This is a genomic window from Leptolyngbya sp. AN10, assembly GCF_050565645.1.
In the GTDB taxonomy this organism is placed as follows: Bacteria; Cyanobacteriota; Cyanobacteriia; order Leptolyngbyales; family Leptolyngbyaceae; genus Leptolyngbya.
Map to the genome: position 1 here is coordinate 37,424 of NZ_JBNXVP010000001.1, position 19,882 is coordinate 57,305.

Genomic DNA, 19,882 nt, shown 5'->3' on the forward strand with positions numbered 1-19,882 from the left:
TCTTTCAGAAGTCTACCCGGATATCAGTCAAGTTGAAACAACTGTCAGACTCTACATCAACCCTTCGATGATGTTTCAATTGCATAAACTAAACGATCACTCAAGAAACAAAAAGATTGACAAACACTACATCAGTAAACAGATCGACACCATAGAACAATCAGGAAACCGAACACCAAACCGTGTTTACGCCTGACCAACCTTAAATCAAACAACGCAAATCTCAGCCAATGAAACGCTCAGATCGCTTTCCGTTTTGGGCTTATCTCAATCAGCCGTTGTTTACCCAAGAAACCGTTTTAACGCCTCGAAAATTCAAGCGACACCACCAAAATCAATACTTATCAAGATGTCTGAATCTACAATATATTCTGCCTAAGAACGAGTCTCTACGCCCAAAAGATTGAACAGCAAAATTCCTTTAGAAGAAACGCTAGCCATTTTAATGACTTCGATAAACTATTATGTCTAAACAGCTCCTAATCGTTGAATCCCGAGGGAAACTGGGAAAGCTACGGCAGATTTTAGGACCTAATTGGATCGTAAAGGCGAGTGTCGGGCATATTCGAGAACTTGCTAAAGATGGCGAAAATGCGCTAGGCTTTGAATTCAAAGACGACAAAGTAACGTACCGATTTATTCCTCGCGGAGATCGAGGAAAAGAAGTCATTGAACAGCTCAAAGCAGCAGCAAAGCAAGCAGACAGAATCTTTTTAGCAACTGATCCAGACCGGGAAGGAGAAGTCATTTCTTGGCACATTCAACAAGCGCTAAATCTTCGCAATCCAGACCGAGTTGTTTACAGTGAAATTACTGCTGCTGCAGTCCAGCAAGCAATTGCAAATCCTCGCAAAATTGATCAAAATCTCGTTTTCGCAGGCTTGTGCCGATCTATTTTAGATAAGCTAGTCGGATTTACTGGAAGTCCAGTCCTATGGAATATTGGAGCTTCCTCGATGGGACGGGTACAAAGTTGGGCGCTTCATACAATCTGCGAACGAGAACGACAAATCCAAAGCTTTAGACCTAAAGATTACTGGTCTGTTTTTGTTGACTACGAAGAAGGATTCAGGGCATTTTTCCGAAAAGCTCCCAGCCAAACGGACAACGATCCAACTGTGATCGACGACTCGACGGATCGCTCAACAGAACCTCCATCCGTCGAGTCAGACCGAGTCACTTCTGAAACCGAAGCCGAACAAATCGTCGCGCAAGCCAGGCAGCATCCACATAGAATTACGAAAATTGAAGGAAAAATTGTTCATCGGGTCCCGCCCCCTCCCTTCATTACTTCAAGTTTGCAGCAAGCAGCCGGATCAAAACTAAAATGGGCACCCGAAGACACAATGAAAATCGCCCAAGAACTATTTGAGCAAGGATTTATAACCTATCACCGGACTGACTCAACAACTGTATCTCAAGACTTTCAAGCCGCAGCACGGCAGTGGCTTGAAAAGAATGATCCCGCCAACATTCCAACCCAGACAAATCAGCATCGCAAACCAAAAGGCGCACAAGAAGCGCACGAAGCCATTCGGCCTACCAATATCTGCCAAAGTTCAGGTGAACTCAGAAGGATTCTCTCAGCCGAGCAGTTTGATCTATATCTACTGATTTGGAAAAGAGCGATCGCGAGTCAATGCAATGCAGCAAAACTAAAACAAACCCGAGTATTGACTCAATCTGGAGAAATACTTTGGGAAGCAAACGGACAGCTCGTTGAATTTACTGGCTTTCTTCGATATTGGAACAACTTACAGGAAAAGCCAGATCTTCCTCAACTCAGTTCCAATCAAAGCCTGACGCTGCAGCAAGCCAATCACAGCAAAAAGCAAACCAAGAGCGCTTCTCGATTTACCGAACCAACTTTAATTCAGCGGATGGAGATAGAAGGTATCGGCAGACCAAGCACTTATGCTTATACGATCGAACGCATCAAGCACTGGAAATACGCTGAACGTATAAAAACACATCTCCATCCTACAGAACTTGGAATGCAAACCGATGCCTTTTTACAAAAGGCGTTCCCCGAACTGCTCGAAGCCTCGTTCACATCCGGCATGGAAATCAGCCTCGACCAGATTGCAAACGGCGACGAAAATTGGGAAACCTGGCTCACTCGATGGCATCAAAATTACTGGGAGCCTGCCTTGAACAAGAGCCAATCACTGGTCAAACTTCACCAAGAAGCACATTCAGCTTCCCCACAAAACCCTTCCACAATTCAAAAAAACCGCGCAAGATCACGTACCAAGTGCCCAAGTTGCCAGACTGCAATGGTAAAAATACCCTCGCAAAAGGTAGAGAAAGGGTTCTTCCTTAGGTGTGAGAAATGCGAAGATTCTGTACTCTTTTGGGATGAAAGCCGAAAGGAATGGACACCACCCCGGTCAAAATCTGCCACTAGTCAGACGGCAAAACCCGAGTCAACCCAGAAAACTGAGGTTAGATGCCCAGTTTGTCAAAGCTTCCTTGAGATCTACGAATATCAAAAGGACAAACAAACAAAACATCTACTTCGATGTTCTGATGCGATCAAGCGAAAACAACCCGATCATCAGACAGCGGTCTTTTTCAGAACAGCAAACGGTTGGTGGAGTCCTCAGCATGGAACTCTAGACGATTCTACCTGCCAACCTCCTCCTAATTTGGCACCCAAGTAAAATGGATTTTCATTGGAAAATTAAAGATCTCATGGAACAGTGGGAGATCCAGAGAACGTCAAAACTGGCACAAGAAATAAAACAAACCTGTCCAGACCTGCACCGGACGATTTCTGATCGAACCCTAAAACGAATGCTCAACAACGATGTAATTGAAATTAAAGCAGTTGGCATTATCGCTATCTGCCGATATTTTCGGTTACATACGCTGGCTCAACTTGTTGATTTTGATACGGCTCCTCCTCCTAATCCCCCACCGCACGAGCCTGTTATTACAATCGGTGTAACCTTTAAGCTTCAGGACCTAATCAAAGAACTAAATCTTTCTCAAACACAGGTTACAGAACGCAGCCGCTGCTCACCAGGAACAATTAGCGGGTTATACCACGGACGCAACACAGCGATAAACTTTAGAGTTCTTAAACAAGTTGCAGAAGCTGTTTACGACCTAACGCCATCGTATTTCAGTCGCTGTCGTCCGTATAGCATTACCGAGCTTGTAGAAATTACAACACAAGAAACGTCTGACAACAAAAAATTGCTTGTCTGTCATCGCTAACGCCCGTCGAAAGTGTGATGCAGGGTAAATTAGATACTCACATTATCACTTCATGAGTTCATCAGACTATGAATGTTGATCCGACTAGAACCTTGGTTGGTCAGTATTTTGTAGCACTTACTACCTTTTGTCGCTACCGCTCCTTTACAACAGGACAAACTGTATGACACAAACACTCAGCGTCAACCTAGAAACTGACTTTGATTGGGAATGGATTGCCCGAACTCTTGATCCCAAAGCCGTTTGCATTCAAGTTTCACCCCATCAAGTGAATCTACTGTCTGAAATTTACGGAGAAATTCAGATGAACTACAAAGAGGCAACTGGAAATCTTGATCTGGCGGTCCAAGTCATTCCGATGCTCGATCGCGCCTTAATTAATTCCTGTTATGAAGTCGCTCGCTATCGCTACCGCTATCCAATTGTCGTCATAGACAGAAACTACAAGCTAAGTAGCGAACAACTCAGCGAACGCATTGAAACTGCACTTACCGCTCAACCTCAAAGAAATTAGAGCCTTAAGCAGACTCTGTTGGTAAAGCAACTGGTAGAACAACAGTAATCTTTCTTAGAAAGTTACTGTGATTTAACGCCGTTATCCACAGTCAGGCTCTGAAAACACAATTCGCTTGCCGAATAAACCTTTGCATAAGTTAAACACCATCACTGGCAGTGGAAAATCTCCCTGCCAGTGATGGTGTTTAAACTACAAACGGCTTCACAGGCAATCTGCCGTACAATTGACTCACCCAAAAACAACCACCGCCAAATGCAATTTCCACGATTCATTCAAGGAACGTCTCTAAATCAACTTTGCCTGCTAAATGAATGCATCCGCCGAGTTCATGAGTTTGTGGCAGATATCCATCCCGATATTCTAATCACTCAGTTAGTTCTCATCGAAGCGAAAGATGTAAGTCTTTGGAGAACCAGCATCTACAGCATTACTTCAACCGAGTTAGAAAAGACCCTGTTTAATTTTGGAATAAACCTACGATCAAAACACCCAAACACAAAACAGGTATTTTTGATCGTAGACAATACAACCGAAAATGATGTTGATGCAACAATTACAATCGCAGGCGCAACTGCAACAAAAGGAATTTGTGCACTTATGCCCGTTGAACGCAGCTTAGAAGGAGAGTTCCTTCCTTCAAGCCAAGCCCCAATCATTCTACAAAGCACAGACTCGAAAAATAGTCTGGTAACATTGCTAACTCATTTTTGGAAGGGTTTTGAAAGCCCAATCTCGCTTGACTCAAGCTCAAGTTTTGTTGGCTCAAGTAAACGCTAAATTATCTAAGAAGATCACAGGTGCTAACAGCACAAAATAAAAGGCAAAACCAGCAAAAAGAGCCTACACTTTAAGCGCTCAGCTCCAACGATTTCCAGAAACGCGTATGTTCAATAGTTTTCCAGTTCAGAGCCATCCTCTAAACCTTACTGAAAGAAGGATCTTAAAGTACTTAGTACAGTGTTTAGTCACCCCCTATCTACCTTGGGAAATGGCTCCAATGGTATCCCTGATTCAAAACAACATCATACACGGAAAAAATGACGAACTTTATCCACTACTAACAGTATTCACAACGCTGTTACAAAACCAGATCCTTGACGTTGCTTTAGATTGGCAAGCGGTCAAGCAGAATGATGCTGACATCAGTACCGAGCAGTTCATTCAAGAGATTGAAACATGGAGGAAAAAGTCTCAAAATAACTGGAATTTAAGAATGCGTAGAGTCACCAATTTAGAACTCTACCAGTTTTTTATTGATCGGCTGACCGGGCGCATCAACGCTGAAGGAGAATGGCAAATCCCCTTTAGTTTCCCAGATCTACGCTTTCCGCATCGTCCTTTAAAGGAAGTCGATGAATTAAAGCTAATTCGAGCTTGGCACACCTTAAGACACATCAATTTGAGCAAAACAGGCAGAGAAGAAGAAGAAGCCAGATTGAAGCTGTGCCAAGTCACCGAGGAGTTACAGTCCCGCAGCATCTGGGATTTCCAAGGATTACTACCAATTCCCAGCGCTGCTCGAACAAAAGTAGAACATTAGCTCAACGGCTCTGTATACAACAAAACGTATCGTCGCTCCGTAAACTAGCTATGCCTTACTCAACCTTGGCTTCATTCCTCTCAAAACCAACCGATCCAATCGCTCTACCCTTGGAATGTGGGGACCGCGTCTGGACAAAGGGAATTCTTGACTTTAAAGCCAACGCGCCTTTTATTCCCTGGGTAAAAGGAACGGTCGAGATGATTCAGCAAAGCGAGTGTACGCTGAAATGTCCACGTCGTCGAGATCGCTCCTGCTCTTGGATCACCGTTCACTATATGCAGCCTGTTCTCGATCGAACATTCCGGTTGATTGATCCAAAATACCGTCAATCCTATGCTACCCAGGCAAAAACAACGGGTGGGTTTATCAGCGGAAAGAAACATATCAAAGCCTGCGAATTATGGAGCAACCCCCCAACTCGCTTAGAACCGATTGCTGAATTTCCAGGACAGATTCGGCAATCGGCTAAAAAGATTCAAACCGATGGCTTTCCCGCTGAAACAAAATTACTCCAAGCAGAAAAATTGCTGCGAAACTTAGTCAAACAAACCATGACTGAAATTACGCTCGGTAATTTGAAGAAAGCGGCACAGATAGAAGATCAATGCGAAGAAATCATCGAAGCTGTTGAACAGTTTGCTAAATTCCACCGCATCAAAATTGATGGCAGCGAAAGTGTTTGGGTACTTTATCCGCTTGAAACAGAAACCACATTCTGCAACCTAGCACCGATTCAGCCCGGCGAAGTGTACAAAACACGCTGCGATCACCGCGACATTCAAATCAAAAATCTCACGCTGAATTATCATCCGGAAAGAACAGTTTCTGAGCTGTTCCAAATTGAACTTGTAGGACTTTACGGAAATAATGAAATTCGCTTTACGAGCGATGACCTAACTCCAACCAGAGTTGATATCACACCCCTGAAACCCAATCGCTTATCAAAATTCCTACAAACGAAGCAACACCTACAATATGAACAGCTATCGCTGTTTTCCGAAGCAACATTAATTCCTGAGACATCCCAATGCAGCCGTACCAAAAGATCGAAGAAGCCATAACACCGGAGTTTCACATTTGGGCAGGTTTAGATAGCGAAATAAACAAATGGCTAGCAGAAATCCTGGTCAAAACAGAAGGAGGTATCAAACAACTCATTCACTGGTACCCGAGCTATAATCTAGAACAATACAAGCAAGATTGCGAACAATGGGGCAAATTCTCAAAACGCCCGTTTCAAGTCGGACGAACCTGTGATGGAAGCGGAGACGCATGCTGTCACGCTTTGTTTTATCGATTCTGCCAAGAATACAATCTTGATCCAATTTTATTGCACCGACAAGCGTATAGCTGGCAAAATGACTACACAGATTTAACGCCTACAGAAATACAAGGAACGATCAAGAAAGCAGAATGGGAAGGTGTTCTCTATCCAAAAAAATGGACAACTTCGACAGTGGGGAAGTTGCTACAGTCACTCTATGACATCAACAATCGCAGTTTAGTTAGAGTTTTAGAGGAAGCCGAGCTAATTCAACAACTCAATCAGAACTAGAAATGGACAGCAGCCTTTCAATCTACCAGGACCGAGAAAAAGAATAGGCGATTAAATTACAGCGCCTGATTCACAAAGACAAGATAGAATATCTATCTATAGGAATAATGCAAACAAGAGTAAAACAAGCTATATCTTGAGTACAGGAAACTCTTCCTCAATTTCAGCATTTGTGTGATTCGTCCGAGTTTGGTTCGCAAGCAAACGGCAGACTTAGTTTGCCGAAATTTACAGTACACTCAATTTCATCCATCGCTCTGTATGACTTTAGGAAAGATGGACGGACACAAGTATGCAATGATGTGCCCGCCCGCCCAAATCCCTGATTCAACCAAGTGGACATCCCCAATTGATAGCCCACTTAAAATTCACATGAATCAGGACAACCAACCCTATTCTAGCCTGACTTCCCCAAAAACTAACCCTCCAATTGGAGGGTTATTAAACCCAGCATCAAAACAATTGTTCGTGCTCAGTCAGCTAGCCAAAGACGATAGCATCAAGCCTGATTCGCCGCTCTGTACCGCAGAAGGAGGTTTACGAGGCTTGGGCTGACCTGTCTTGGCATCAAGCAGTTCATAACTAATCAAACGTAGCTCTTGGGCTGTATATGCTCGCGATTCAGCAGGATGGGAAATATACTGCAATTTTGCTAAGGCATCGATCAGTAACGGATCGCGAGTGGGAGCACCCTTCTCAAATGCTCTTAACGTAGAATCACTAATCGTATAAGGGCTTCGGATTTCCCCAGATGAGATATAAACTGCAGCCCCCAAACGATCGATAACATCTTTTCGAGACCACCTTTTAGCGATCCGCGCTTCATAAGCAATCCGACCCAAAACCGAGCGACCTTTATCGGTTGGAACATCAAAGACTACTTGGTTTGATCGTCGTCTTGCCATAGCTTCTTTAGAAAAAAGTTATTGCTCACAATCAGCATACCCTGAAGCATAGAAACATCCTAGTCTTATGCGAAAAGTTGCGGAGCGCACAGGAAATCTGAAAACAGTGCCCGTAGCAGATTGAAAGCACTTAAAAAGAACAGGACGATCGGTAAATGATTAATAAACCTGATTCAAAATCGAGCTGGTACTTTAAAGCACAAGCCGTGCCACCCGAGAAACAGCAGTCGGCATCTATAAAATGGTTATGAACTCCAGTAAAAATCAGAAAGATTCTCGCGAGAACTCAAGAAAATTTTCTTGAGTTCTCGCGATTTTTTTGAAGTTGATGTAGGATAGAGGGACAACCGTTAATTTCCACCCAAATCTTTACAACCGTTAACCACCATGAATACTGCACAGATGGCTGAGGACCCCAACCTTACTGCCGCTGGTTCCGAGCTGAGTTACCATACATCTCAGCTTGAAGTTCTTGCCTTAGAAACCGAACTTCAAACTGTCTTGGAAACCGAGTTTTCGCAAGCAGAAAGAGATCTCTTGAACCGGACAACAGAAACGATTCGCCAAACCTGCAAACGCAGGTTCAGAGAAGACTATACAATCGGTAAGCAGCTATCTCGAATCAAAGGATTTTTCGGAAAGCGCCGGAAGCTATATCTACACTGGGCAGGAAAAAAAACAGGCATGAGCGAAAGCTCGATCGAGCGAATGCGACGTATCGGTGAAGCTTTCCAGATCTTCGAGGAGAAAGATCAGTTTGAACAGCTTGATCGCATTGGAGCAACGCTGCTGGATAAAATGTCTCGAACGAGAGTTCCAGTCGATGCAAGAATTGCTTTCTTCAACTTGGTTTGTTCGGGAGTCACACCCACGGAAACCCAAATCGAAGCTTTAATTCGCGAACATCAAACCGAAGAAGAAATCGAACTATCGGAGCGATTCATCACCGAAAAAGAGCGAGTGGCTACTTGGGGAGAACTTCAACTCTGCGATGAAGATGAGAACGCTAAGTTCTACTTGATCGACCAAAACGGAATCAGAAGAACCTTCAAAAATTTCCACAGACTCCGGGAGGAATACAAACAATGGCGACATGAGCAGCTGTGTGTCAAGTTAGTAAACAAGCTACAGAAAATCTTTGCACCTCATTGGAGCATTCATCATTCTTGGTGTCGATCCCAACCGTTACGAGTTGAAATCGTTTGCTTGATTCCCGGAATTGAAAAAAGCATCCGAGTCAACAACGCCCGAATCGCAGAAGAATGGTGGTATGAAAAAGCGAAGAAATGGACAGAAGAGTATTTTGCAAGACTCGATCTCGAGACAGACACGCCTGAGTTAGATCAACACAGCTGTGCAGCAGAACTTGAAGAGCTTTTAAGCTACGGCAAAGCTATCATCCCTTCATGCAAAAACTGCGGGTGGCACGATCCCAACCACGAAGCAAATATCCCCGGAGAAGTTCATTGTGGATTCTCTAACTGGTGGAGCCATCGAGAAGATCAAGTACACGAAATCGCGCTAGGATGCATGAAATGGTACCATCCCAACGCCGTTCCTGCTGACAGCGATGACATCTTCTCTAGTCAGGCTGTGTCTGAAACAGAAGTCGAATCCGTTTCAGAGAGGCTGCCTTCAGTGGAAGGGTCAGACTTGGCAACACCAAGAAAAATAGCAGAACCTGCACAAATCACCAAAGTTGTAATTACCCGCGATGTGCTTGAAGACATGGAAGATCAAGAGTTGAAGCGATTACAGCAAGCAATCGACGAAGTTTTAATGAAACGTCGCAACGCATAGTTCAATTGCAAGAACCTGAACGCCCGACTTGTGCCGGGCGTTTTTTATCGCAGATGAAATCTTCCATTCTGTCCGATAAGAGGAGTATTCGGCAAAACAATGAACACGCTTGTAGAATAGTATAAGACTGCACACAGCCTGACAATCTCATTCAAAAGCTAATCTCTGCTTGTCCAAATAATAACGAACAGCCGGACCTTATCGTTGACAATTTCATAGCCATGCACGCCCCAGAAGAACGGTTAATCGATCATCCAAATCTCATCCAGGAGTGGCACCCCACCAAAAATAAAAAACTCAAACTTAACACACTAACCTCTAATTCCTTTAGGCTGATTTGGTGGCAATGCTCACACAATGCAGAACATCAGTGGAAAGAATCCGTTCATTACCGCATTCGCTACCCTGGATGCCCTTTGTGCAACCCAAATCATGCTCGATCAGAAATCGTATCAACTTTTTTAGGGCAGGAATGGTCGCCATCTCGCGAAAGCCAACAGACTGCTTCAAACCAAGATCAATCAGGACAGCCTGCGATTCGTTCATCAAGTGTAGATTCATCACCAGAAAAACCAGACAAAGCCGAGTTAGATCCTCAGTCAAAGCCAAACAGACCTAAACCGACACCGCTGGTTTCAAGCGGACTTGTGACAAACGCAAGAGAACTCGTCGCAGAATTTCATCCAACCCGCAACAATCCACACACGCCTGACACCGTCCGATGGGACGCAAAATTCCCCATCTGGTGGCGGTGTCTCATCGATCCATCACATGAATGGAAAGAATCACCATTTAGCCGGACGCAAACTAAACCGTTTCGGCGATGCCCTTTATGCCTTGCAAATGCAGATCAGTTCACTGACTCCGAAAAGGAACCCTTACAAACCGCCTCGAAACAAGAAGGGCGGCTAGCCGTCAATCAACCTCTAGCCAAGCCAGCGGACCCAATCAAGCTTTACTTTACAGGCAGATGCTGGAGCAAAAATGGACCTGGAATTTCCGTTTGCATCCTAGAAGTCAATGGTGAACGAATTTTTCTCGATCGCTTTCGCTGGAAGACCTCTAAAAGCAGATGCTACTGGGATGGACTAGTGCTCGGACTAGAAAAAATCTTCGAATTAAACCTCAAAGGAACAGTCTTTGCTGCAACCGACCAGTCAAAAGTCAGAGAACACATTCAGCAACAACTGAATTCAACGATCGTTGAAACAAAACCAAATTTGCTCATTACCAAAGCAAAATCCTTGCTTAAGGACAAAAGATTTGAACTTCAATCTGCCCCCCTTGCTGAAATAGAATTTTTAACAACAAAAATTCAGCAAGGATTTCAGTCATACTTACAATCGCTTCTACCAGACGAAACCCAAGTCATTCCTGCACCTCCTGCTATCAGTAAAAATCTATCTGCTAATACAGCCGAACTGCTGAAACGCTCGTTTCTTGACGAACAGGAGCTGGTACAAATTAAACTATTGAATCCTCGCGATGAACTTACCGAACTGGGGTTACCAGAGTTAACAACAAGAGTGAACCCTGCAGTTGTCAAAATCCTAGAACAGGTATTTGAGGATATTAAACGCCATAATCCTAATTTGATTCCTGCCAAGAGTCAGAAAATGCAAACAGTAAAAACGGTTGGATTACGCTGGTTTATCAGAGGCTTGCCGATCGACTTAGCCATCCGCAAAACGCTACAGTTTCTGGCGCTCAAGCAGCAAGGGCAATGAAATTAACAAGATCGAACAAACTTATTTCGGACTTGCACAAACAATTCCAGCTCAAAGGCACAGCCATTATGAGAACTTTATTCACCGATCGAGGAACAATCAAGTTTCCCTGTGTCCTACCTGTAACCACGCTAGGACAGCGATATTCTCAAACCGATAACTTAGTTCGTCCATTTCTTAAGCATATTGCATCTGGTGCAATGTCAAACACTTACTATGCTCAGAAGATGAAGCCAGACCAGCATCCAGGTTGTCCTCTCTGGCTTGATTCTGGCGGATTCGCCCTCCTGAAATACTCCAACGCCTCGGTTAAAGTTCAACAACACACCGCAGGCGGACAACGTTGGATTCTTGGAAACATCGTTCTTCCTGATGAGAACCAAGACTCAACCCAAGTTATTACCCCCTCTAAAGTTCTCTCTACGCAATCCCGTTTGGCAGATGTCGCTTTAACGCTAGACCTTCCCTGTCCTCCAAGCTTAGAGCGATCAGAAGCCAACAGGCGAATTGAGTTATCAAAAACCAATGCGCTCTGGGCAAAAAACTACTGTCAAACAATACCCCTATATGCGGTCATCCCAGTATGGGACATCAGTTCAAGTGTAGCGCTAGCAAAATGCTATACAGAAGCGCAGTTTGATGGCATTGCCATCGGCGGATTAATTCCTAGGCTTCGAGACATTGAATTCGTCATAGAACTTGTCAAAAATATCAGAAACACAACCAATCTCCCGCTGCACGCTTTAGGCATTGGAACTCCTTCCTTGATCAAACTCATGTTTGAATTGGGCATCGACTCAACCGACAGCAGTTCATACGTTAAGCACGCAGCGAATGGAAAATGCTGGAGCAATCCCAACGCTGAATTCAAATCCCCCAGTCCCCTCGAAAGAAGAGACATGGCGCTGCTTAACCTAATCACTGCAACCCAAGCCAGTTCTAACCAGACATCAACTCTATTTCAAAGCTGGAACCTAACCTCAGCACAGCAACATTCAAACGAATAAGGCGCTACCGCGCTTCAACGCTTGATGTTTGCCAAAGCAACTCATGAGGATTCCCACTTACACTCAATCGTTCTACAATTCTAAGACCGCTATTCGGAAGACAAAAATTGAAGAAGGACTCGTGGTTCATCTAGAGCAACAACTCCCCTTATCTAACGACTACGAAGAGTTACACAACCTCGCTTTCTTTCTCATTGACACGATTAGCGAAGAAGCTGGATGGGATAAAGAAACGGTTCGCCACAAAATGACTCGCGATACCCTAGACTATTTCAAAGCAGCAACCGCGATCGCTTGTCTTCTACTTCAAACAACGCTTCAGGATCAATCAATCGAAGTCGAAACACTGACAGACCTCGCACCAACTCTAACGCTTCATGCACTTGAATTTTTAGAGCCAGGATCAGTCGAGTGGATTAAGGTCAACCGAGAGGCAGTGCTGACCTTAATCTCTAAGCCTTCGAGTTTGTCCCAAACCAATAACCGCTTACTGGTGGATACGCCCAATCACTGCTTCAACCGCTCGGTCAATGCAGTCTAAATCATGAATCGGATAGTGATAGACAGAGAACCGCTTGGTTCCCTCGCCGATTGATCGCTTTGGCGGTTTTTGAGTATGCCGCGTCTGGTAATTTAAAACGGACTGACGACAAATCTCCGCGTAGCAAGAATTGACTTCAGATATAAGCAACGGACTCCAAGACTGCTGTACCTGCAAATCCTGAAGACGTTGCTTTACGCAAATCAAGACTTGATCTTCTAACTCCAATGGAAGCTCAATTTCTAATACAGCTGCCGCTTGAAGTTGCTTAATCAACGCATACACTTGCGCTTCGATCTCCCTTAGACACCGAACTTTTTGCCCACTTAATATCTGAGCGCGAAACTCAGCAACCTCCTTTAGCTTGACGTATTTCCGCTTATCTTTTCGACCTGAAGGAGCCTCGCTATCATACGGATAGTAGTTGTAATAAATACGTCCATTCGGCTGGGGATAAGGATGCAATTCACCGTGGAGTGCATTTTGACTTAATTTAGCGTTACATCGGTTTGCCAAACGAAGCGCTAATTCAAGAGTATCGATTAAAGCTCCCCAATCATCTTCATGCTCTATCGATTCGAGGTTGCATGAAGAACGTGAATTCAAAACCAAACCCGTGATGGAATTCTCTATACGATCGTTGAGTGGCATAACTAGAATCCTGTTCCGCAGGGAAAAGAAGAACCTGCAATAACCCTAAAAGATGTTTTGAGCAGCACTTTCAGGACTTGCTTTTCATTTTAGGGCGACTTCTAAGCCAGAATACAATAAATCTGTTTCCTTTTTAGTCCTCAAAACAAAAAGAACACTGAGCGAGATCTTTTCTTCAAAAATACCAAGCCTGGCATTTTTTAACCACTTAGATGATTGCGCTCTAGATTGCTCTGCAATAGTAAAACTCACTTAGCGGCAATAATTTTGGAATAGCGCTGTCAGTCCAAAGAAACTGCAGCAACAAAACAATCGCTGCTAAACTAAGTCCTACCTCAGGTAGAACGTAAGTCAACAACGATTGAAAAATTAAAGAATGTGATTACAATGAATAAAGAATGGACCCGCTGAAGGTTTGACTCTAAAACCAGTGCGACCGAACGTTTGAGTGAATTAGGTTAAGGAGTTCACTCAAACCACTGAATCTAGACAAGAAACATCAAACCGAACAGCGGGTACACACAGTAGCTACGGACGCGCAGATTGAGGAGACCGTTTATCGGGACGCTGTTGCGATGCAGGCACCGATCCTGTAGTTTCGCTGATCTCTATGCCAACTAGAGTTTCAGCGAGTCTAGGCTCAATGTTCTGCACTGCAAACCGATAACGACCTGGCTTCTGCGGCTCCACGCCCGCAATAACTACCGTGTATTCACCATCTTGTGGAAGACGTAACCGCGCAAAAGCGGCAATGGAACGAGGCGCAGCCCCGGTGCGAGCAAGCACACGATTTGCTGAATCATAAAGAACTAAATAGGGCTGCATCGAAAGATTATCTTTACCGCGATCATCACGACTTCCAACCAAAAGAACTTGCACCGGCTGGTTTGCTCGTCCCACAAAGCGATAAGCAGTAATGTAACGTCCATTTAGAACTGGGTCAAAGCGATCCAAAATGCCTAAAACACTGTCACCAATCTGAACCGGAATCGGAACAATTTGCATTCCACCAAGAGAATCTGATGAAGTAGCCTTAGAGCGATTCGATTGGGTTAACACAGGTTGACTAGAGGAACTACTCTGTGACAAAGCAGCGCTCGAAAAAAGCGAGATTAGGCATAAAGCAGCAGATACCGCTACCAACCCAGTCTGAAAAGTAGGACGATCTAGACACAACCGTCGCATAGGATTCTCCTTGAGAAAATTTAGTTATGGTCTGTGAAACAAAGGTTCAGCCAATCCTGAAACAAAAGCAATCCCAAAATGGAGTGCGTTCTCGAACTCAACCCGTCAAAATCCAACCAGCAACGTGGACTTATTGTTCGGGTTAATGTCAATGTAACCGAGGTGAAGAATCACTATTCACTATAAAACGCAGAAATCAAAGTTTTATCCTCCTTCTTAAGAAGCATTCTGCAAAAAGCATTCAACTTAAAAAACAGCAAAGCCAGCAGCAGCAGGAAATTCAGAGCATTTGAAGCCTGAAAAATCAAATGTCCTAAATTTTCACATTATCACTTCATCAGTTTATCAGATTGCGATAATATCAAATAGGGTAAGGATAAACCCGGCTCACAATTCGCAAGTCTCAATTTCGTCACTCGGATTTCTAACTCTTCCAAAAGGAGAGGCAGTCCCAACGGTTGAAGTCTATCTATTGAAGGAAGTACGCGAAAGCCAATATCCTCAAGATGAAAACCTGTAGAAGCTGCGTTAAACCGATCTCTGTTACAACATCAGCGCCGAAAATGCTCAAGCAAGTCTTTCAAACACAACACCCTAGAAGTGTCTGCGATAATGAACTATACAAAATGCCTTCTCACAACCATCGTTATTCCTGGAATCTTGCTGGTTAATCCATTAAAGGTAGAAAGCAAACCAGTTCCAGAAAACACTCTAACCGCCCAGATCAACTCGAATCAAAACCAAAAAGCCCCAGCAGCTCAACCCATCTACCGGGTCCCGATTCTCCGGAGAGCAAGCGGCGTTCCGGTCGTAGGTGTAAGCTTCAATGGAAATAATGCTGTGTATCCCTTGCTGCTCGATACTGCAGCATCAGTCACTGTTATTTCAAAAGATATTGCTGACCAGGTTAAATGGGTACAAACAGGAAGCGTCGAAGCCGCCCTAAGTTCAGGAGAAAGAATCACAATTCCAATCGGAAGAGTTCGATCAATTCAGGTCGGGGGAGCCAGCATTAATGACTTTGTAGCAGCCGTTGGTCCAGTTCCACTACTAGGAGCAAACTTTCATAGTCAATTCACAATGCTGATTACTCGCAACCAAGTTCTTTTGCGTCCAAATAGTCCAGAAGAATCGACTCAATCACCATCAGTACGTAATTCGTCAACCCCAAAACAGTAATGCGAATGCCATGAATTATCCATTGAAGCAACAGATCGAATGGACAGAGGCTGAACAAGACTTTCTAAAATATGCCTTGATTAATGTCCTTGGTCCCGCTACAGAACTGATCTTAGAGAAGCTATGGCACATCTCAAATCGAACAGACTGGGAAAATCAGGTTCTCAGCAATATCCCAGCATCAGATCAAGGTAAAGTTCAACACGTCCTAAGCTGGGTCGTTCCCAATCAAATGTTTCTCACGAGATGTGAAAATGCTTTAACTCAATGCGTGGGACCGATTAGCAGATGGATGATTGAAGAACACAAAAAAGACCTTGCAGCTAAGCCGCCTCGAGTTTGGATTGACTTTCTAGCTAGTCAAATTTCCGATCGCTACGCTGCCGAAACTTTCCGCTGGCAAACGCTGATTTTTTCAGAAGAACACCTATCACCGTATGAATTCATCGTTTCGACTTCAAATTCCTTTAACTCAAAGTAACCAAATCATTGCTCAACAACTCGGACAAAAAAGTCATCCAGGACAACGACGACAAATTATTCACAACATTCTCGCCGTCTACGCAGTTCATAACTACCTAGAATTACTGGGGATTGAGAGTAGTCCGATAGATTCTGAGTTGTTCAGATCAACAATCCAAAGTCTCCCTAACGTCGGAGATTTACAGGTTAAAAACTTAGGAAAACTCGAATGTCGGGGCATCGCTGCCTCCGATGAGAAAAATTCAAAAAGCTATGATGTTCCACCAGAAGCTTGCACAAATCGAATTGGTTATATTTTTGTCACAGTTAACGAATCCTTTAACCAAGCGGAAATCATTGGGTTTACTAAATCAATTACAGAAAATCCATTCCCGATTGAGAAATTAAAACCAGCAGAGGAACTGATTGCTCAACTACATAAACTTTCATAGCACTTCAAATGCTCTTTAAAAAACTCTAATGTCTTGTGATCAAGCGATGCCACCTTTAAGAGTTCTAACGCTTAAACAGCCCTATGCCTCTCTTGTCGCGCTTCATCTCAAACAGTGGGAAACACGACCACATACCATTACTTGGGACAACTACCGAGGACTGACCGCTATTCATGCTGGAGCCAAGAGCTTTGTAAGCTCGCCCGATGAGACTATCGAACTGCTTAGTCAAGAAAAGGGACTCCCAGCAGAACTTGAATCATTTGCCGAAACTGCACATCTTCTGCCAACAAGTCAGATTCTTTGCATTACAAGAGTCATCCATGCCCAACCGATGTCTTCATCAATGATTGATCAGCAAAGCTATTTAGAACGATGTGTTGGGTACTGGCAAATAGGACGAAAAGCTATTCAATTCACAGATACTATCACTTTGGAAAACCCTGTCTCTTATGTCGGTATGCAGGGACTGACTCAGGTAAAAGATGTAGATCTTGCACAACAATTAATTGATTACTGGAAAACACGCTTTTCATTCGAAATAGAAAGCCACACTCAGCTTACTCTTTGGTAAAGTGCGAACGTTGCCCTTCCGGGCAGCTAAAGAGCAGACAGCCGATGTCTCGATCGTGTTAAACCGAATTATCAATTCAACATAATTTCAGAGAAAATACCGTCGATAGTGCAACAACTTGATCATGCCCAAAACGACAAAAAGAGATCTTTGAACAACAGCAAAAAACCAAGTAGCAACAGTACAATCCCAGTAATTGCAGCCAAAATCTCTCCATGCTGCCAAAGCCGTTCCAACGACATCACAGCGGTTAGGGCTATCATTAGAGCGATATTATGCATTCCCAAAACCAACATCACTCCCATTAGCATAAAACAACAGCCAAGACAGTACCAGCCATGTTGAAGTCCTAAATTCCATGCGCCCCGCCACCCTGGGAAATAGTATTGAGCAATAACGGTTGCAGCAGAACGGCAACCCCTTAAACAAGAACGTTTTTTCTCGGTAAACTGAAAGAATCCTGCTGCAATTAGCACAACAGCAGACAACAGAAAATGTTCTTCAGCAGGCAACGGCAAAATCCCAGCAAAACTCACACATAAAAAACGCACGCTTTCTAGCCCCAGCGCAAACAAAGACCAAATAACAGCATAAGCGCTGAAAAAAGCAGCTTGTGCAACCGAGCGATCAGATTGGGAACGACTTACCCGATCAAAGGCTTCAGCAACAGGAATCACACTGGGAAACATCATCGCAACCACCATGATTTCCCAGCTCATCAACGATCGAACGATTGCCAAGGAGTAACCCTGTAAAGAAGTCTCGACGACTGGGTAACGCGAAGCATTTGCTGGTGGTAGATGATGCATAACATGAGAAGAATGTTGAACATCGACTAGCAGCCACAGCCAGGCTAGCACAACTAATAACCAAGCCCAGGGAAGTAAAGACAGCCAATATCGGGAAAAAGGTTCTGAAGAGCGATCAGAGAGCATAAGTTAACCACTAAATTGAAAGGGAGTACAACTCATTCCACGACGAACAAGAAATTGTCCGATCCAAAGATTCGCACGTCCACGCTGTCGAACATAAGAAATCGGTGCAATTTTTGGAGTCTCAGATAAGGGCGGAAACAATTGCTGAATTTCTGCGAGGAAGCCTCCCATCTGCCCTGTAAAAACTTGAATCAAAAGGTCACGCTGACGTTCAGATCCCTGAGCGTCCACATACAGCACAGATGCATCACCGACAATTCGCACTAAAGACAGTCCTGCAACATTTACATGAGCTATCTGCCCCTGCAAAACGTGGTAAGCAATAAAACTGCCGCATCGAATAGGCTTCGACTCAGATCCAGTACAAACACACTCTAGCGAAATAGAACAACCACAGGTTCCAACGGATTCGCCTTCAAGCACATACTCGGTCATGTCACTCTGCCTTTATCCACTTAAGTTTCATTCTGATTTGTCAAACCGCGAATGGTGCGATCGACATCCTCAGTATTCAGTCCTCTCGATTCCATCAAATCGCCTACTTCCCGCAAAACTTCTGTCGCTCTACCCTCCCAAGAAGAATCCCGCCGCAATTGATCAAGCGTTGATCGAGCATCGAAGCGGTCATCAAATACATCGCCAAACACTTCATCTTCTGATGACTGAGACTCAGAACCAGAAAGACACTTACAGTCAGCACAACCACAGGATTGACAGCCACAAAGCGCTGACGAATCTGACTGCGCCTCTTGCTTCAAAATATCATTGAGATCACGCAAAATCTCAGCATCTGACACAAACAAGCCAGACGGTAAGTTTTCCGCACGATCTTCTTGAAAACTGGAAGAATTCCCAACCTCCCCAGCAAAGTCATGCCGAGGAGAAAATGATGGTTCCATCGTTATCTCCTAATCAACAGAATCTAAACAAATGTATTGCTGTAATCTCAAATTTCACTGTCGATCTACAAAAATGTTCTCGGCTTGCAGACCTTCAATCATACTCTACCCAAGAAGTTAGAATTCCTCCTCTAACGTTTGACAGAACTAATCAGCGACCGTTGCTTCCCTTACATCGAATTTGCACTCCCCATGACAATCCAACTAGAAGATAAATTGCTGATCTATCCTGCAACAGTACAAACTAATCATCAGACAAACCCGATTGACGGCATGAATGTGGTTGCAAGTCCGAACGAAATCGAAATGCGATTTGGATGGGGTATAACGCTTCACACGGCAGTTCAACTACATCAAACAGACGGGATCCGATTTCTCAAATTACTTCTAGAAGCGTTAAGCCCCACTCTTACAGCAGAAGAACAAATCAAACTCACAGCCCTCATCTACAAACAAAAAGAACCTGAATCACACGAATAGCCGTGCAAGAGAGATACCGTCTTTGGTAACACCTCGATTCTAGAACTCGATTCTCCTAGAATCAGGAAATTTTGCCCATCCCGCTCAGACTGCTTTAAACCTTTAGAACGGAACGTGTTTGTGTATTAGTTCAAGATTCACACTTTGCTCAATGATTGCTTCTGACTTATGCGCTACAGTATTCCCAGTAATGACTTTTTCTGGAATTCCATCCAGTTCATTTTCTCACATCAATCCATCGATCCTCG

General features: G+C 44.0%; 22 protein-coding genes. 16 read left to right on the top strand and 6 right to left on the bottom strand.

Annotated features, from left to right (window positions below; translation table 11 throughout):
- The first annotated feature begins 464 nt into the window (after positions 1 to 464).
- The 7 genes from topA (at position 465) to ACQ4M5_RS00200 (ending at position 6,837) form a co-directional block, all read left to right on the top strand.
- Positions 465 to 2,663 (top strand): type I DNA topoisomerase, encoded by a 2,199-nt coding sequence (gene topA, locus ACQ4M5_RS00170; RefSeq protein ID WP_430673575.1) that lies wholly within the window; start codon positions 465 to 467, stop codon positions 2,661 to 2,663.
- 1 nt (position 2,664) lies between these two features.
- On the top strand, positions 2,665 to 3,222 hold the full coding sequence (locus ACQ4M5_RS00175; RefSeq protein ID WP_430673576.1) for a helix-turn-helix domain-containing protein: 558 nt from the start codon (positions 2,665 to 2,667) through the stop codon (positions 3,220 to 3,222).
- A 163-nt stretch (positions 3,223 to 3,385) separates the two neighbouring features.
- Entirely contained in the window at positions 3,386 to 3,736 is a 351-nt protein-coding gene (locus ACQ4M5_RS00180) for a hypothetical protein (RefSeq protein WP_430673577.1), read from the top strand.
- A gap of 180 nt (positions 3,737 to 3,916) precedes the next feature.
- Positions 3,917 to 4,516, top strand: a complete 600-nt coding sequence (locus tag ACQ4M5_RS00185) for a hypothetical protein (RefSeq protein WP_430673578.1) — start codon at positions 3,917 to 3,919, stop codon at positions 4,514 to 4,516.
- A gap of 220 nt (positions 4,517 to 4,736) precedes the next feature.
- Complete coding sequence (locus tag ACQ4M5_RS00190; protein WP_430673579.1) at positions 4,737 to 5,279, top strand: hypothetical protein; 543 nt, start codon at positions 4,737 to 4,739, stop codon at positions 5,277 to 5,279.
- A 50-nt stretch (positions 5,280 to 5,329) separates the two neighbouring features.
- Complete coding sequence (locus ACQ4M5_RS00195; protein ID WP_430673580.1) at positions 5,330 to 6,343, top strand: hypothetical protein; 1,014 nt, start codon at positions 5,330 to 5,332, stop codon at positions 6,341 to 6,343.
- Complete coding sequence (locus ACQ4M5_RS00200) at positions 6,310 to 6,837, top strand: hypothetical protein (protein WP_430673581.1); 528 nt, start codon at positions 6,310 to 6,312, stop codon at positions 6,835 to 6,837. Before ACQ4M5_RS00195 ends, ACQ4M5_RS00200 begins: the two co-directional genes overlap by 34 nt.
- Before the next feature lie 476 nt (positions 6,838 to 7,313).
- Here the strand turns inward: ACQ4M5_RS00200 and ACQ4M5_RS00205 are convergent, their stop codons facing one another.
- Entirely contained in the window at positions 7,314 to 7,742 is a 429-nt protein-coding gene (locus tag ACQ4M5_RS00205; protein ID WP_430673582.1) for a hypothetical protein, read from the bottom strand.
- Positions 7,743 to 8,129: 387 nt separating this feature from the next.
- On the opposite strand from ACQ4M5_RS00205, the gene ACQ4M5_RS00210 reads away from it, so the two are divergent.
- The 4 genes from ACQ4M5_RS00210 to ACQ4M5_RS00225 all read left to right on the top strand — a co-directional run bounded on the left by ACQ4M5_RS00210 (position 8,130) and on the right by ACQ4M5_RS00225 (position 12,817).
- Positions 8,130 to 9,542 carry a hypothetical protein gene (locus ACQ4M5_RS00210; RefSeq protein WP_430673583.1) on the top strand — a complete coding sequence of 471 codons (1,413 nt, stop codon included), beginning with the start codon at positions 8,130 to 8,132 and terminating at the stop codon, positions 9,540 to 9,542.
- A 221-nt stretch (positions 9,543 to 9,763) separates the two neighbouring features.
- A complete protein-coding gene (locus ACQ4M5_RS00215) occupies positions 9,764 to 11,269 on the top strand; it encodes a zinc-ribbon domain-containing protein (protein ID WP_430673584.1) in 1,506 nt (501 codons plus the stop codon).
- A 68-nt stretch (positions 11,270 to 11,337) separates the two neighbouring features.
- Positions 11,338 to 12,276, top strand: a complete 939-nt coding sequence (locus tag ACQ4M5_RS00220) for a tRNA-guanine transglycosylase (protein WP_430673585.1) — start codon at positions 11,338 to 11,340, stop codon at positions 12,274 to 12,276.
- Positions 12,277 to 12,319: 43 nt separating this feature from the next.
- Entirely contained in the window at positions 12,320 to 12,817 is a 498-nt protein-coding gene (locus ACQ4M5_RS00225; protein ID WP_430673586.1) for a hypothetical protein, read from the top strand.
- On the opposite strand, the gene ACQ4M5_RS00230 is transcribed toward ACQ4M5_RS00225, so the two are convergent.
- Both ACQ4M5_RS00230 and ACQ4M5_RS00235 read right to left on the bottom strand, forming a co-directional pair.
- Positions 12,764 to 13,423: a hypothetical protein gene (locus tag ACQ4M5_RS00230; protein ID WP_430673587.1), complete on the bottom strand. Its 660-nt coding sequence runs from the start codon at positions 13,421 to 13,423 to the stop codon at positions 12,764 to 12,766. The two genes, ACQ4M5_RS00225 and ACQ4M5_RS00230, sit on opposite strands and share 54 nt — an antisense overlap.
- Before the next feature lie 573 nt (positions 13,424 to 13,996).
- Complete coding sequence (locus tag ACQ4M5_RS00235) at positions 13,997 to 14,653, bottom strand: hypothetical protein (protein ID WP_430673588.1); 657 nt, start codon at positions 14,651 to 14,653, stop codon at positions 13,997 to 13,999.
- A 612-nt stretch (positions 14,654 to 15,265) separates the two neighbouring features.
- Here ACQ4M5_RS00235 and ACQ4M5_RS00240 point away from each other — a divergent pair.
- Genes ACQ4M5_RS00240 through ACQ4M5_RS00255 form a run of 4 tightly spaced genes read left to right on the top strand, consistent with a single transcriptional unit; the run spans position 15,266 to position 17,320 of the window.
- Positions 15,266 to 15,832 carry a retropepsin-like aspartic protease family protein gene (locus ACQ4M5_RS00240; RefSeq protein ID WP_430673589.1) on the top strand — a complete coding sequence of 189 codons (567 nt, stop codon included), beginning with the start codon at positions 15,266 to 15,268 and terminating at the stop codon, positions 15,830 to 15,832.
- Between the two features lie 10 nt (positions 15,833 to 15,842).
- Positions 15,843 to 16,313 (top strand): hypothetical protein, encoded by a 471-nt coding sequence (locus tag ACQ4M5_RS00245; protein WP_430673590.1) that lies wholly within the window; start codon positions 15,843 to 15,845, stop codon positions 16,311 to 16,313.
- Positions 16,270 to 16,746, top strand: a complete 477-nt coding sequence (locus tag ACQ4M5_RS00250) for a DUF1822 family protein (protein ID WP_430673591.1) — start codon at positions 16,270 to 16,272, stop codon at positions 16,744 to 16,746. The genes ACQ4M5_RS00245 and ACQ4M5_RS00250 overlap by 44 nt, the downstream gene beginning before the upstream one ends.
- Before the next feature lie 28 nt (positions 16,747 to 16,774).
- Positions 16,775 to 17,320, top strand: a complete 546-nt coding sequence (locus tag ACQ4M5_RS00255; protein ID WP_430673592.1) for a hypothetical protein — start codon at positions 16,775 to 16,777, stop codon at positions 17,318 to 17,320.
- Positions 17,321 to 17,442: 122 nt separating this feature from the next.
- On the opposite strand, the gene ACQ4M5_RS00260 is transcribed toward ACQ4M5_RS00255, so the two are convergent.
- The 3 genes from ACQ4M5_RS00260 to ACQ4M5_RS00270 form a co-directional block, all read right to left on the bottom strand.
- Complete coding sequence (locus tag ACQ4M5_RS00260; RefSeq protein ID WP_430673593.1) at positions 17,443 to 18,060, bottom strand: DUF2182 domain-containing protein; 618 nt, start codon at positions 18,058 to 18,060, stop codon at positions 17,443 to 17,445.
- A gap of 198 nt (positions 18,061 to 18,258) precedes the next feature.
- A complete protein-coding gene (locus ACQ4M5_RS00265) occupies positions 18,259 to 18,690 on the bottom strand; it encodes a DUF1326 domain-containing protein (RefSeq protein WP_430673594.1) in 432 nt (143 codons plus the stop codon).
- A gap of 20 nt (positions 18,691 to 18,710) precedes the next feature.
- On the bottom strand, positions 18,711 to 19,154 hold the full coding sequence (locus ACQ4M5_RS00270) for a hypothetical protein (RefSeq protein ID WP_430673595.1): 444 nt from the start codon (positions 19,152 to 19,154) through the stop codon (positions 18,711 to 18,713).
- Positions 19,155 to 19,346: 192 nt separating this feature from the next.
- Here ACQ4M5_RS00270 and ACQ4M5_RS00275 point away from each other — a divergent pair, with 192 nt between their 5' ends.
- Complete coding sequence (locus tag ACQ4M5_RS00275) at positions 19,347 to 19,634, top strand: hypothetical protein (protein WP_430673596.1); 288 nt, start codon at positions 19,347 to 19,349, stop codon at positions 19,632 to 19,634.
- Positions 19,635 to 19,882: the final 248 nt, after the last annotated feature.